12 protein-coding genes and 1 pseudogene are annotated in these 14,394 nt (G+C 41.0%); 4 read left to right on the top strand and 9 right to left on the bottom strand.

Annotation, left to right across the window (positions count from 1 at the left end; translation table 11 throughout):
• Positions 1-47: 47 nt before the first annotated feature.
• From V7K56_RS28235 to V7K56_RS28225, 3 genes and pseudogenes are all read left to right on the top strand, one after another.
• Entirely contained in the window at positions 48-1,571 is a 1,524-nt protein-coding gene (locus tag V7K56_RS28235; RefSeq protein WP_334915906.1) for an FAD-dependent monooxygenase, read from the top strand.
• A 132-nt stretch (positions 1,572-1,703) separates the two neighbouring features.
• Positions 1,704-1,859 (top strand): annotated as a pseudogene (locus V7K56_RS28230) (DUF2887 domain-containing protein); the annotation flags it as partial.
• A gap of 103 nt (positions 1,860-1,962) precedes the next feature.
• A complete protein-coding gene (locus V7K56_RS28225) occupies positions 1,963-2,877 on the top strand; it encodes a bluetail domain-containing putative surface protein (RefSeq protein WP_334915904.1) in 915 nt (304 codons plus the stop codon).
• Between the two features lie 65 nt (positions 2,878-2,942).
• Here V7K56_RS28225 and V7K56_RS28220 read toward each other — a convergent pair whose 3' ends face one another.
• The 6 genes from V7K56_RS28220 to V7K56_RS28195 form a co-directional block, all read right to left on the bottom strand.
• Positions 2,943-3,920 (bottom strand): hypothetical protein, encoded by a 978-nt coding sequence (locus V7K56_RS28220; protein ID WP_334915902.1) that lies wholly within the window; start codon positions 3,918-3,920, stop codon positions 2,943-2,945.
• 34 nt (positions 3,921-3,954) lie between these two features.
• Positions 3,955-5,175, bottom strand: a complete 1,221-nt coding sequence (locus tag V7K56_RS28215) for an MFS transporter (protein WP_334915900.1) — start codon at positions 5,173-5,175, stop codon at positions 3,955-3,957.
• 395 nt (positions 5,176-5,570) lie between these two features.
• Complete coding sequence (locus V7K56_RS28210) at positions 5,571-6,365, bottom strand: hypothetical protein (RefSeq protein ID WP_334915898.1); 795 nt, start codon at positions 6,363-6,365, stop codon at positions 5,571-5,573.
• 124 nt (positions 6,366-6,489) lie between these two features.
• Positions 6,490-6,669 (bottom strand): hypothetical protein, encoded by a 180-nt coding sequence (locus V7K56_RS28205; RefSeq protein WP_334915896.1) that lies wholly within the window; start codon positions 6,667-6,669, stop codon positions 6,490-6,492.
• Between the two features lie 435 nt (positions 6,670-7,104).
• On the bottom strand, positions 7,105-7,503 hold the full coding sequence (locus V7K56_RS28200) for a TIGR02588 family protein (protein WP_334915894.1): 399 nt from the start codon (positions 7,501-7,503) through the stop codon (positions 7,105-7,107).
• Complete coding sequence (locus tag V7K56_RS28195; protein ID WP_334915892.1) at positions 7,500-8,387, bottom strand: TIGR02587 family membrane protein; 888 nt, start codon at positions 8,385-8,387, stop codon at positions 7,500-7,502. The genes V7K56_RS28200 and V7K56_RS28195 overlap by 4 nt, the downstream gene beginning before the upstream one ends.
• 388 nt (positions 8,388-8,775) lie before the next feature.
• Here V7K56_RS28195 and V7K56_RS28190 point away from each other — a divergent pair, with 388 nt between their 5' ends.
• The gene (locus V7K56_RS28190) at positions 8,776-8,958 is read left to right on the top strand and encodes a CsbD family protein (protein ID WP_334915890.1); all 183 of its coding nucleotides are present in this window, start codon (positions 8,776-8,778) and stop codon (positions 8,956-8,958) included.
• Between the two features lie 353 nt (positions 8,959-9,311).
• Here V7K56_RS28190 and V7K56_RS28185 read toward each other — a convergent pair whose 3' ends face one another.
• From V7K56_RS28185 to V7K56_RS28175, 3 genes are all read right to left on the bottom strand, one after another.
• The gene (locus V7K56_RS28185) at positions 9,312-9,455 is read right to left on the bottom strand and encodes a hypothetical protein (RefSeq protein ID WP_334915888.1); all 144 of its coding nucleotides are present in this window, start codon (positions 9,453-9,455) and stop codon (positions 9,312-9,314) included.
• A 451-nt stretch (positions 9,456-9,906) separates the two neighbouring features.
• The gene (locus tag V7K56_RS28180) at positions 9,907-11,184 is read right to left on the bottom strand and encodes a mechanosensitive ion channel family protein (protein ID WP_334915886.1); all 1,278 of its coding nucleotides are present in this window, start codon (positions 11,182-11,184) and stop codon (positions 9,907-9,909) included.
• A gap of 453 nt (positions 11,185-11,637) precedes the next feature.
• Positions 11,638-13,830, bottom strand: a complete 2,193-nt coding sequence (locus tag V7K56_RS28175) for an EAL domain-containing protein (RefSeq protein WP_334915884.1) — start codon at positions 13,828-13,830, stop codon at positions 11,638-11,640.
• Between the last annotated feature and the right edge of the window lie 564 nt (positions 13,831-14,394).

The following is a 14,394-nucleotide window of genomic DNA, read 5'->3' as shown; positions in this document are numbered from 1 at the left end:
ATACGCAACATCTGCCGACCAATAGGTAGTACAAATGGAAACTACTCATGAATAATCACAAAAATCAATCCGTTTACGATGTAATCATTTCCGGGGCTGGCCCAGTAGGACTTTTCCTAGCCTGTGAACTGGCCTTGACCAAATGTTCAGTGCTAATACTGGAAAAGGCAAAGAATCCGCACTCGCCATTAAAGCAGCTTCCTTTTGGGATACGGGGACTCTCAACGCCTACTATTGAAGCGCTTTACCGTCGCGGGTTACTAAATGAGCTTGAGATACACAAACGCCTTAAAAATCCCCACCAAAATGCCGGACAAGGATCGCGTCGTCAGGTTGGACACTTCGCCGGCATTCCATTTCATGAGGGCAATATTGACACTTCGCAATGGACATATCGCCTGCCAAGCTCGACCGAAACAAGTTTGATATCTGAAATGGAGGAGCTTGAAACGGTACTATCTCGTCGCGCAGAAGCCTTGGATGTAGAAATCAAGCGCGGACTTGCTGTGACTGGCTTTCACCAAACTGAGGACCAGGTAACTGTTCACTCAGGCGATCAATCTTTTAAAAGTAAGTGGCTCGTGGGTTGCGATGGAAGCCGTAGTGTTGTTCGCAAGGCGGGCGGTTTTGAATTCGCTGGTACGGAGCCAGAATTCACCGGCTACACTACTTTAGTAGACATTGCAGACCCAGAGAAGCTGAGTCCAGGCCGAAACGTAACACCAATCGGCATGTACCTCCAATCTCAGCCAGGCTACATCCTAATTCAGGATTTTGATGGTGGGACATTTCATAATGCAGGAGAGCCAGTCACGCTTCAACACGTGCAGGAGGTATTACGGCGCGTCTCGAACACCGACGTTACTATCAGCGCCCTGCATATCGCAACCACGTGGACTGATCGAGCACGGCAGGCTACAACCTACTGCAACGGACGTGTACTTTTAGCCGGCGATGCCGCGCACATTCATTCACCGTTAGGAGGCCAAGGGCTTAACCTTGGACTGGGCGATGCCATGAACCTGGGCTGGAAGCTCGCCGCAACCATCCAAAACAAAGCGCCGTCAGAATTGTTGGACAGTTATTATACCGAACGTCACCCAATTGGTGTGCAGGTTCTGGATTGGTCACGCGCCCAGGTTGCAATCATGAAACCAGGTTCACAAGCCCGCGCACTGAATGCAATTATCCGCGACCTTATGAATACGCGCGATGGTGCCACCTATATTGCAGGAAGGGTGTGGGGCGTTTTCACACATTACAATCTCGGTGGCGACCACCCTTTAGTAGGCCACAGCGTTCCCAACTTTGAGTTCGAAGATGGTACAAGGATTGGGGAGCTAATGCACGATGGCCACGGGATACTGCTTAATTTCGATATGAATGCTTCACTTAAAACTTTGGTGAGTGAATACGGCGACCGAATGAAGTATGTTTTGGGCCGGGCGAAAGAACAATTAGGCTTGAGCACTGTACTGATACGTCCTGATGGGATTATAGCCTGGGCTTCTGACAGCGAACCTGATGAGCAATCAATCAGACAAGCGGTTGCTCTCTGGTTTGCTCGATAGTGGTAGTGAAATAGCTTTTTATACCTGAAACAGTACAAACCGACTAAATCCTGGTAAGCTGTGATATTTTGGGTCAAACGCAGTTTTGATCCTGGTGTACCTGTTGCTTATTGAACTTCATTAGCGACAGGGCAAATTAAGGTTGTGTATTTGGATGAATTAGTTGATACATCATCTGATTCTATTGGTTTAGGAATTGTTAAGTTAGTACTAGTAGAAGAAGACGAAGCAGTATCAAAGGCAAGAAGTTTAATTAATCTTGTACAAAATGCTCCCCAATCAAACTGAAGAAACCTTAGTATGACTCAACCCTTATCCGAGAAGTACTGCTGCTACCTCTCTCTTACGCATTGACAACAACGGCGACGGCAAAGTTGATTATTTCCTAACCTTGCGTGATTATGGACGCGCATCCGCTAGCTATGACTTCAACAATGATGGTGTAATTGATGCAGTTGGCATCTACAGCTACGATTTTAAAGGCAACCTGAAATCAGAAAAAATTGACAATAATGATGATGGCATCTTGGATCAAGTTACCGCTTATAGTTACGACGCTAACGGCAAACTCTCTGCACAGGTAGCTGACAAAAATAATGATGGCATCCCCGATGAGATTACCACTTTCAACTACGATCGCAATGGCAAACTAATTTCCGCAGATATTGACAACAACAGTGATGGCATTACTGATGCAGTTGCCACTTATCTGTATGATACCAATGGTCAATTAATCAGCAAAACCACTACAGACGGAAATGTGCCAAAGATTACTTTAAAAGGTGGTAACGGTGCAGATGAACTCAGTGGTGGGGCTGGTAACGATCAAATTTCCGGCAAAAACGGCAACGATAAACTCTTTGGATTAGCCAGAAATGACGAACTAGTTGGTGGTACTGGTAATGACACCCTCAATGGTGGGGCTGGGCGTGATACCCTCACAGGCGGTTGTAGCGCTGATAAATTTGTGTTCAGTAGTCTGAGTGATTCGCTGCTGTCTAGCTTTGATAAAATAACTGACTTGAACATTTCTCAAGATAAAATTGATGGGCTATATGCAGTTAGCGCTGATAATTTAGTTCAACTTGGTACTGTTGCGAGTCTAAATCTCTCAGATGTACAACAGATATTGACTGCAACTGCTTTTGTAGCTAAAAGTGCGGCAACTTTTATCCTTGGTACAGGCAATAAGGTGCAGACTTTTCTGGCACTCAACGATAACACTAATGGATTCTCTGCCCTCACGGATGCTGTGATTGAGATTAGTGGCTACAAAGGCAGCTTGAATAATTTAGCAGTTGGCTAACTTTATGCTGCTGACCAAAACTAGAGTTCGTTGGTTCAGAACACAAGTCCGTAGCGATATATTACTTACGTCTTGACTGGTAAACGAAAAATTGTCCATAAGATGAGCAGGAAGATTAAGTAAATTGCCCCAACCAGCCCAAACTCAATCAAAGGAATATAGGTTACTTCGTAAATTCTGCCCAAACCGCGTTCAGTCAGTCCATAAACAGCCAGTACACTCACTAAAAAGGCTGCGTAGATAGTACGTTTAGTCCAGATACCTACAGGTAAACCGTGAAGTTGAGTAAGCACCAGAATGCCGAGAAAACCAAAGAGAAATGTAGGCCATTTGCTTTGTCCTAGCATCAACGACACAACGACACTATGTAAAAGCACTGTAATTTCCAAAGTGAATGTCCACCAACGGTTTAAATGGGTGCGGTTAAAGATTAACGACGATTGAAGCAGAAGCAAGAACATATACAGAAAACCAATTAAGTGCCCCACAGTCGCTTCCATTGGATGATACCAAAAGGTGTAGATAGCGGCGAAGGAGAAAAAGTAGCCGTGGTACAGCTTGATAATTTGCAAAAACTGTTGATGGAATGGAACAGAATTGCCAAAAAATAAACCGCGTCGAGGTGTTTCTAAAATCAGTACGAAGACTAGTAAGAGTACAACCGCACCTTGAGAAGCCCAAATTGAAGTATCCTGAGCTAGAGCATCGTACCAAATATATGTCTGGAGAAAGTGTAAAGCGATGAATATACCATTAATGGCAAGCATGAGGTAATTTATCGGATGCAACGCTGATTTGTATTTCAACTGCGATCGCTGCGCCCACAAGATACACGCCCAGATGCTAAACTGATGCCCAAGGTACATACCCCAAGCCGTCGCTCGACTCCAAAAGGTTGGTTGGGGAAGTTTCCAGTAGTACCAGTTTAATCCTTGATCGGGAAGTTTGATAATGCTTGCAGGAATGCTCCCACCAATCCAAATTGCGTAGGTGAGGAGGATGCTTACAAAGATGCCTAAAAATAATACTCGGCGACCTGTCATATTAATTCGTAATTCTTAATTCAGACCTAGATTTTCAGGCGACACGTTCTGTTTTTGATTCAGATGCACTTTTAGTCACTCGCAAACTAAGAGTCAAAGCTATTAGCATTACTATAAATCCACTCAAAAAGGGAGCAGAACTCCCAAATTTCATAAAACTAACTCCTGCCCACGTTGGCCCAGCGATGCGTGCCAATGCAGAGCAAGAACTGGCGATTCCTAATATTTGTCCTTGTTCTTCTGGGGGTGTCATCTGGGAAATCAAGCTGTTCAATATTGGTTGACTGAGACTAATTCCCCATGCCACAAGTGTGGTAGCGACTAATAATAAAATTAAGCTTTCCGAGAATCCAATTAATAGTAATCCTAAACCTAATCCTAATATTCCCAAGATAAGTAACTTGATTTCACCGAATTGTTTCTTGAGGAATCCGATTAGTCCTCCTTGAATTATTGTGCTGACAATCCCTATAAAAGCAAAAAGATAACTAGCTTGTTGAGGGCCCCAATTTAGTTGCTGCTTAGACCATAAAGCTAATGTAGAGTCCATAGCTGCGACAGCAAAGGTGACTAAAAAGTAGATGCCAACAAGTACACAAAACTGTGAACTCTGTGACAGATGTCGCAAGTTTAGGCGTCGCTGATGGTGGCGATAAACTTGGATTTTGGCTTTAGTTTCAGAATTTAGAGATTCTGGAAGTAATATCAAAGCACAAAGAAATGCCGATAAAGATAATCCAGCTGCAAACAACGACGGTAGATGAAAGTTAGCATTGTTCGCATCTGACCCAATTAGAAGACCTCCAATCGCTGGGCCGAGAATAAACCCAAGACCAAAAGCTGCGCCGATTACACCCATGCCACGAGCTCGATTAGTTGGCGTGGTAATATCTGCTATGTACGCTTGAGCAGTGGCAATATTCCCTGACATAATCCCAGCAAGACTACGAGCAATAAACAAAATCCATAAGGAGTTGGCAAAACCTAAGCCTGCGTATGCAATTACCGAACCGAATAAAGTCAGCAATAAAATCGGACGGCGACCGTAGCGATCGCTAAATCTGCCCCATAATGGTGCAAATAAGAACTGCATTAAAGAATAAATAGCTATAAGTAGAGTCGCTTCATTAGGTTTTGCATCAAATTGTTCAGCATACAAAGGCAGTATTGGCAGAATAATTCCGAAGCCAAGCAAGTCTATAAATACAGTCAAAAATAAGACGAATATAGCCTTGCCATTATTTTTACTCTCCATCTGTGCAATTCCATTTTATAAAAAAGATGTATAACTTGGATTAGTTTTAAGAACATTAGGGAATGCTTGATAGTAAAGAGCTATTGATTACAAACAGTAATCAGTACAAGCAAAATGCTTGAATTTCAGTGTGGTTAAGCAAAATAGCATGGAACAAACCCATGATAAAAATCAAGCCAATAATACTACTAATGAAAGCAACTATAATTTCGTGCTTCCGTATGGCTTTTTGTATCTTAGTGTCTATGATGTTTTCTAATTCTTTGTATAACATTGAGTTAAATTTGGTTAAAGACAATAATTATCTGGAACTTACGTTATGTGCTTACATAAGTTTGAGTACGTCCGAAATCTCTAACTTATTAAATGAAAGCTATTTTGACCTTATGGGAATGTCAAGTGTGTTGGCGTCGTTTTAAAATAGCACCTGAAACACCAAAAGCTAATATCGCTAAGGTATAAGTTGGTTCAGGAACTGCAAGAATGCTTACCTGGTTAATAGCCAAGCCGTATTGGGGAGCAGAACTGCTAAAAACAAGTCGTGAGATGTTTGGAGTGTCACTACGAATTCCCAAGAATACTGCCGAATTATCTAATGCTAAAGACGAAATATTTGGAACTGAGAAAGTACCCAATAGGTTATTGGCGTTATCAAAAGCGGCGATTGAATTTTCTATTTTCAATTTACTAGTGTCTACAGCTATCTGAGTTCCAGCGCCAAAAACTGGCTGGGCAAAACTAATCGAAAAAGGCCCGCCGTTCCCCTGAGTACCAGGATCGGAAGTACCAGGAGGAAGAGGGATAAAACCTGTTGGGTCTATACCTCCGAAGAGAATAAAATCACCTAGACCGAAGTTACTCTGAATGCCAGGTGAAGGTAAAGTTTGAAAAACAAATGGTGGAGTAATTTGAGGATTCTTAGCTGGAGTTATATTTATATCTAACCCTAAACCACGTTGCGATGTTGCTGAAAAAGAGTTAGGTAAAAAAGCAGAAAAATTAAGGGTAGAGGGATTAAATACTTTACCTAAACTTTCCCAATTAACTTGATCATTGCCTCCTAAACCAGCGCGCTCAGTTACTAAAAATGTAGCGGCTTTAACTGGTAATGGGAGAACCGTTATTATGGCTGTGATTGCTGAAAAATATTTTACAAATAACTTAAATAATCGATTGCTCGTAACTCCCACGAGGTTTACTCCTTAATTTTTTAAGATAATATCATCAAAATGCAACAATTAAATATTCATGATCAGACAATGCCTTGCTCAGTTCAAGAGAGTTAAAGCAACTGCTATTATCAAGTCTACTGCTCTAAAACTTGTCATTATTCTCTCCAGCATCAATTAGGTTATCTCCAAGACTAGCAGAGATATTGTCATTACCTTCATAAGCAAAAATCCAATAGTCATGACTAGTAAACACCAATAAATCATCATTAGGAATACCAATAATAATAGATATGAAATATTCCTTGATAGTTTTGTATGTCAAATATACTTGATATTTGTAATACTTACATATTACAAATATCAAGTATATAAATTTCTGATGAAATATGCCTCAAAACAATTAATCCTATTTTATATCTCTGGTGAGAGAAAAATACAATAATTTATTTACCAAAATTATTTAATTTCTTCAAGGCTTTCAAAAAGGCGAGGACTATTGTCTTGGAAATATGGGGAAGCAATAAAATATAAGACTGATACAGCAGATTTCAACTTTTCTACGAACGCAAACAGCGTGTTGCAGACAGAGGCTACGTCAACGTCAGGTACAGAAATACCCTACCAGCGCGATCGCTCACCCAAACTCGCATCTTAACGTTCCCGCGATGAAAGCAAGCGGCGTGAGGGTTGGGAAAGGATATACTTCCAATAAATAGATTATGCAATATTGTGGGGTATTTTTTTATTTGTCAGTCCCCTATGGCAATTTATAGCTACCAACACGTAGATTTAACTGACCTTGGCGCGGGTTATGGCTGAATATAAATGCGCCTTCTTCGCTTTCCCCACTAGATAAAAAGTCGATCTGTTGCTCTCCTGTTTCTGTAACTTTGCCGTTAATCAGTAACTCAGCCATAATCTGAACTGACTCAGCTGTGTCTCCTCCACTATTTACAACTTCAAAAGGAACATAAAACTGGCCATTAACTTCTCGAATTGTTTGTTTTTTAGTAACAGAAAGGATCGGAGGTTGATTTTTTTCGTTCAGCCAAGTGTAGCCTACTAGACTCACAATGATTGCTAGGATGAATGAGGCGATGCTGAATGTTATCCACTCAGCTATTGAGCGCTTTGGTTGTTGTTCCGTTTTATTCATATTGCTAACCTTCCGGCTGCACCACCAATAGTTGCAGGTAAACCCAGTATCAATGTGTGATCTAACCACATTGTCCAGGGGTCGCTAAGAGTTAACTTTTGAAAAAACCACAGCATAAAAGCACCTGCTAGCAATGATACTAGGTAGGACATAATGGTTTCGCTTGATGGTCGTTGAAAAATTCCCTTTTGCTCTTTACGTTTTTGCTGGTTAGAAAAACCTGCCTGAAATACAATGCCATAAGAAATCAGCAAAGATGCGGCGATCATTGCCAACTCCCAAGGTGGAGAGGTTGCGGCTGCTAGCATAGGAATTTCATCAGTGGGAGCGATGTTAAATGCAATTATGGTTGCACCAATCAGGGTTCCACCCACATCAGCAAAGGTAGCGTGTAACTCATCCCCTTTGTTCTTGGTTGTGCTATTTCCCTGATCGCTTCCTTGTCCTTTTCCATTACTGTTCTCAGTATCTCCCAACAACTGATTCGCTAATGCTACACCGAGAGCGAAGGGCACACTTTCAAAGATGATTTTACCTAAAGACTCCCTTAAGGAGGTTTCTAGTGTCAATTCTCGCAATAGTAATAACACAAAGGTAGAACAAGCTAGTCCGATCGCGATCGCTTCGATGGTATCCATTACAGCTTGATGAGCGAGGCCTGTATATCTGCGTTTCCGAAAGCCTTCTGTGTAATTGAGCAAGTAAACCACAATAAACATTAATGCGATCGCCATCATTATTAGTTGTGGTTTTGCCAGCGATCCAATCCACCAAACCTCCATTGTGTACAGCAAGGGTATGCCAAACAAAAAACCTCCACAAGCACCTCGAATGATGTCATTAATCTCATTCTTCCAAATATTTTTTTGACTTTTTGTTGGCACTCCTTTATTTTCCTTTGATTTAAATTTTGCTTTAACTTATAGTTCATTTATTTGGAAAAAAGTTATTTTTTTAATATATATAAATTTTATTTATCAGATTGTCATATTTTGCATTATCTGCTACAATCCCGACCGACATCTATCTTAAGTTAATATAATTCACCAAAATATTCTATCGGTTGATGGAAGTAAAAAACAATACACAACTGTTAGATTATTTAATAGCTTAGGGATTTCCAAGTAATAAAATAGCTCAAATATTTTATTACTTGTAGGATGAGCGTCTTACCCGTCCTGTGAAATGGCCGAGCTTTTCGACCCGCTTTGCAGGTAGCAGTAATTTATTTTTGGAGTTCCTTGAATCAACTACAAGCTGGAGATAAAAACCATGAGTGCCGAAAAAAGAATAGAAGCGACTGCAAAAAATATTGAAGGAAAAATTCAAGAGGTTGTGGGTGAAGTCACAGGTAATCCACAAGATAAAGCTGAAGGACAAGCAAAGCAAGCTGAAGCCCAAGTTGATCACACTGTAGAAAATATTAAAGACGAACTCAAGAAAGCTTTAGAATAATTTCGCTTGTCCAGTGTAAATAGCGATTGTTAGCGATGATTGACTCCTAAATTTGTAACTTTAATTACTCCACTTTCTATAAGTTAGTGGGGTTTTTTATGGTGTAAAAACGCTTCTTTTTTGATTGTAATTTCTATTTGTACATGAATTAATTATTTGTCAATTTAACAAAATTTAGATCAGAGATTTTGCTATTCAAGACAGTAATACCCTTCCAAATCAGATTTAACAATACCTACGAGAATCTCAAGGTGCAAAATGCCATCAGCCCCAACATGAAAACATAACTTAATACTCTGCATTGTCTTTCCCTCGTTCCTGAGTTTTCCAAGAATCATTGCTCATCTACAATCCTATATTCTCGCTCTATCACATCCAACAGCTTCTCCTCCACCGCAGTTAATATACGGCCGCTTCAACTCCCCCAAATCTTTCAACACAGCACGAGCAGCTTCTTCTAAATTCTGACTTTTCCCGTTGAGGCGATGGTAAGCCAATGTGTGGGCTTTGATGCAGGTAAGACAATCAGTTTCCCACGCTTCATGTTTAGCAAGCTTTTTGCCTTTTTCTAACCGTCGAACTCACATTAAATAAATAGTAAATGCCAAAGCACTAGAGATAGCATTGATATCGCTTAAAGCCATTGAGTAAAATAATTAAAAGAAATAACCAGGGCGTAGGAAATCACCTATTCTGCTGACAAGAATCTGTTCAACTTAACCAGGTTTGCGTTTGATAAGTATCAATCGCATTTGGTAACAGGTAATTTCCTATCGCTCTGGTGCTTTTTTGGCGGTGGAGTTTCGCCAAAAGTATAAAAGTAAAGGGCTTTTTAAGCCTATAACAATTATTACTAAGTTATTGTATAAATGGGCACATTTTTATTGCTTTCAAATTTGTTTTCTATGTCATATTAATAACTATAAATCCGCCTAATGTAATAAGAAATTAACCTTCAACACTTTCAGCGCGCACAGTAATTACAATACCTTCTCGAAGCAGTGCGTTCGTAAAAATCTTCCGAAGAACGCGCTGAATCTGAAGATGTTTTCCCGGTTTCACCTTTGTTAGTGTCCGCAGCAACAAGTTAGACTCTCCCAGACTTTCAACTCCATCCACCTGTGTGCCTTCAAGTACATCTGGATTGTCTGCTTTTAACTGCTGTCCCACCTCCTCAATTATTTTGTACACGTGCGTTAAGTTGGAATCATAAGGCACACCAACTTCTACTACTGCAAAAATATACTGTTTGGAGTAATTAGTAATTGAGCCAATATCGCCATTACGAATAATCTGCAATTGACCATTAGGATGTCTGACACGAGTGGTTCTGAGTTCAATCGCCTCGACAATACCTTCGACAACTTTCTCTTCGACTTTTCCAGCTTCAATATAGTCACCTACTAAGTAATAGTTTTCAAATAGAATAAAGAAACCGCAGACAATATCGTTAATTAGTGTTTGTGCCCCTAACCCCACAGCGATGCCGACAATACCAGCACCCGCAAGTATGGGAGTTGGATCGATACTCAGGGCATAGAGAATGAAAACTGTAGCACCAAAGTAAATTAAGTATTGTAAGAAACTACGAAACAGAGGAACAAGCGTCAGACGTCTACTTCTTTGAATATCAGTTAGATTCTGGTCTTTGAACAGCACCTCTTCAATCAGTAAGTAAACGACCTCAAACAACACGCGACTAATGAAAATGATACCGATTATCTTGATAATTCGCGGGCCAAAAGTTGCGATATTGGCAATTAACTGCACTTGCTGAATTACCAATGTTGCCATGCAGACATAAATCACAAATTCCAAGCAGCGCTTTAAAAAGGGTATTAGGTGTCGGAGGCGATCATAAAACCTCAGCAGGTTATCAGGATTAGAGTATCTGATGCTGAGAGCATCTAGGCTATCAACGATCGCAGCGACTGCTTTGAGTATAAGTAAGCCGACGGCAATAATTAGATAGATTCGCAGCGCAATGTACAAATTTTGCGAAACTGTTATTGGCAATTTGAGAAACTGGGCACACAAGATGACAGCCCACAGCCAGATTCCCCCGCTGATTCTGTGATAGAAGGCGTTAAAGAAAGCATCAATACTTTCATCGTCGGCAGTATTTTTTTCTAAGTTCTTGGCACTAGTGCTGGCTACCATCAGCCAATATTTTAGAAATTTCAGGGCGATCGCTGCTAAAATCAAAGTGCCAATACACTGAATCAATTTAATAATTTCCTTTCTCTATGCAGAAAGCCCAAAAACCCCTCCCCTCTGCCAAGAACTGCGGTCTTAATGATAAGTCTTTAACTGGACATGATATTAGTGAAGGCTGAAGCCCCCATTTGTTCGTGTAGCATCTTGCAGAAAGGACTAAAGTTCTCACTACAAACCTTTGATTATTTATGCCGTTCTACTTAAGCGATGCTGATAGATAATTACCTCTTCATCTATCCAATCAAGAAAAGCTTCTCGTTCCATTGAGATTCTTGAAAAATCATTCCAGCAACGGCTTGTGAAAAAGATTTACTGGCACTGTCAGGGGGAAATGATCACCCTTTTGACGACAGCTGTAGGCAAGACAGTAAAAAGTGGGTTAATGTGTCTTTTCATCTCCGTATGTCCGCGTTTTTACATCTTTCTAGTGATTTGAACTATACAACTTACAAGCGTATTAGCTTATTTAATATCAGCATTCTCACAATCCATCTGCACCACACAATTTCTTCCTTGTGCTTTTGCCTGATAGAGTCCTTGGTCAGCAGCAGCAATTAAGATTGCAGGAGATAATTGGCTATGAGGAGTGATGGTTGCCACACCAAGACTTAGGGTAATAAATTCACTCACCTGAGAATGGGGATGAGGCATTTGTAATGCATTAATATTGGTCTGAATATCTCTTGCAACTGCAATGGCCCCTTCAATATTAGTATTCGGCAAAATAACTGCAAACTCTTCTCCGCCATAACGAGCAACTAAATCAGCGGGATGTTTAACTGTCTGAGAGATTGCCTTAGCAACCTGTCTAAGTGCATCATCTCCTGCCAGATGTCCATGCGTATCGTTGTAAAGCTTAAAGTAATCGACATCACACAAAATTAAAGATAGCGAACTTTGCTCTCGTGCCAACCATTGCCACTGCGTGTTTAATGTGTCATCAAAGCAGCGGCGATTTGCCACTTGGGTTAGACCATCGGAACAGGCAAGGCGCTGTAATTCCTGGTTTGCTTGTTGTAATTGGTGGTAAAGTTCTGATTGCTGAATAGCGATCGCTGCTTGACCTGCTAACTGGTTAAACAAGTTAATCTCCGATTGCTGCCATTGTCTGGTATGACGGCATTGGTGAGCAATTAATAGTCCCCACAAACAACCTTGCTGCAAAATTGGTACGACAAGGTTTGCCCGGATTTGCAGACTTCTGAGGAGGTCAACATGACACGGTGATAGACCGGCATTTTCAATGTCTTCGATAGCTCTGGTATTACCTTGTTGATAGTAAGCTGCACGCGTGGATTGAAAGCAGGTATCCATGACGTGAAATCCCAAAATCGACATACACCCTTCTGCTAAGGATTCTACAGCGACTAACCCACTCCAGTCTGGCTTAAATTGATACATTACCACTCGGTCTACCTCAAACAGTTGTCGCACTTCGGCTACCGTAGTTTGCAAAATCTCGTTTAACTCCAAGGATTGGCGAATGCGCTGCGTCACAGCTGCGACAATTCGCTCAGGCTCGCTTTGGTAATGTGTCGATGCTACAGTTAACGCAATCTGCTCAAAGTAAGGGGTTGTAGTGACAGGCACTGCACTGGGTTTAGCAATCAAATAGCCTTGAGCAAGATTTGCACCTCGTTCTCGCAGCCAGTGCAGCTCTTCAATGCACTCAATTCCTTCAGCAACAGTCTGGATGTTTAACTTTTGAGTAATCTCTAGAAGCTTCTCGGTAATCAAAGCTTTGTAAAGGTCTTGATGCACATCTCGAATTAACTCCATATCCAACTTAATAAAGTCTGGACGTAACTGATGCAGCAAGTTTAGGCTGGAATAGCCAGAACCAAGGTCATCAAGAGCGACTAAAAACCCAGCATCCCGGTAGTATTTAAGTACTGTCTTCAGGTGGGCTAAATCTTGAGGATTGTCTGATTCCACAACTTCAAAAACAACGCGATCGTGGGAAATTCCGGCAGTATCAATTGCCTCTACCGTACTACGTAGGCAAAAACCTGGGTCATAAAGTGATGTTGGTGCAAAATTGATGAAGATGTGCCCACTCACTTGATAGCGGCTGAATTGAGTGATTGTGCTGAGTCGAGCAACTTGGTCTAGTTGTGGTAAAAGTCCGGCTTCGGTTGCTAACTCCACAATTGGTGTCGGTAACACTAAATTGCCTTCTTCATCCAGTCCCCGCAAAAGCGATTCATATCCAAAAATCTGCGATGTATTGTTAATTGAGACAATTGGTTGGAAGTAACTGGTGAATCGTTCTGTTGCCAGCATTTCAACCAGCCAGTCGGATTGGTTCAACTTAATGAAGCGTTGTAATGAGGCTATGTCACTAAAATCATGGAGTTGAGGTTGGAAAGTGCCTTGAATGAAAAGGACTTGCGTCTCTTTTAATTCTCTTGGTGCAAGTAGCTTGGCCAGGTTACGGGCAATTTCTAGGGACTGTCCGGGTCTACACTCCAAACTCAAACCTGGTCGCTCCGGCATCAGTTCATACTTAAGGGCAAACTGTTGTAGGTAGGAAGTGACTTTTTTTAGGGTATGTGGAACGGGGAACCAGAGAAAGAGCCTACCTGCTTCCTTAGTCCGGCAGCGTGCAACATTGCGACAAGCACAGGTTTTGCAGATAGGACATATTTGGCTCATAGCTAAATAATTTGCTTAATCCGATTTATTCTATTATTCCCACTATTTTTACTGTAAAAGATAAACTACACTTTAAATACATGAAGATTTGATGAGTTAAGTAAACTGAATAATTTAGCTGAGTAAGTGACTTTGCAACACATACCCAAATTTATACTAAAACCCCAAGTAATTGCTTATATGTATTGTGCAATCAAGCAACAGAACGAGGAGTTATATTAACAATTTAAGTTACAAAATAAAGGCAAAATCAGCCAGTTTAGGAACAGCTTTTAGCTAGATTAATTCAGAGTAAATATATCTGTTTGAAGAATGAATCTACCAATTCTGCAATGAAATTTGATAAAGCTTTTTTAGCTGCTTTGTAACCAGGAGCTTGTTTACCTAAATGCAATTGTGCTAATACAGGCTCGCTGAGTGCTTCTAAATCAGAAGAAGAAGTGTTTGGGCTAATGATGCAGTTAGGCGATTGCCTTCAGTGATAGGATGTCGAACATGGGCAATGCGCGAGCTTTTGAGTTGTCATTGTGAGAGACAATGACTCTACTACGTCAGTTCTATATC

Source organism: Nostoc sp., assembly GCF_036917535.1.
GTDB lineage: Bacteria > Cyanobacteriota > Cyanobacteriia > Cyanobacteriales > Nostocaceae > Nostoc.
This window is presented reverse-complemented; position numbering and strand designations above follow the sequence as displayed.

Excerpts from the sequence above, each read along its gene's own strand:
- V7K56_RS28215 (WP_334915900.1), bottom strand. The coding sequence starts at position 5,175 with ATGGAGAGTAAAAATAATGGCAAGGCTATATTCGTCTTATTTTTGACT.
- V7K56_RS28235 (WP_334915906.1), top strand. The coding sequence starts at position 48 with ATGAATAATCACAAAAATCAATCCGTTTACGATGTAATCATTTCCGGG.
- V7K56_RS28190 (WP_334915890.1), top strand. The coding sequence starts at position 8,776 with ATGAGTGCCGAAAAAAGAATAGAAGCGACTGCAAAAAATATTGAAGGA.
- V7K56_RS28175 (WP_334915884.1), bottom strand. The coding sequence starts at position 13,830 with ATGAGCCAAATATGTCCTATCTGCAAAACCTGTGCTTGTCGCAATGTT.
- V7K56_RS28220 (WP_334915902.1), bottom strand. The coding sequence starts at position 3,920 with ATGACAGGTCGCCGAGTATTATTTTTAGGCATCTTTGTAAGCATCCTC.
- V7K56_RS28200 (WP_334915894.1), bottom strand. The coding sequence starts at position 7,503 with ATGAATAAAACGGAACAACAACCAAAGCGCTCAATAGCTGAGTGGATA.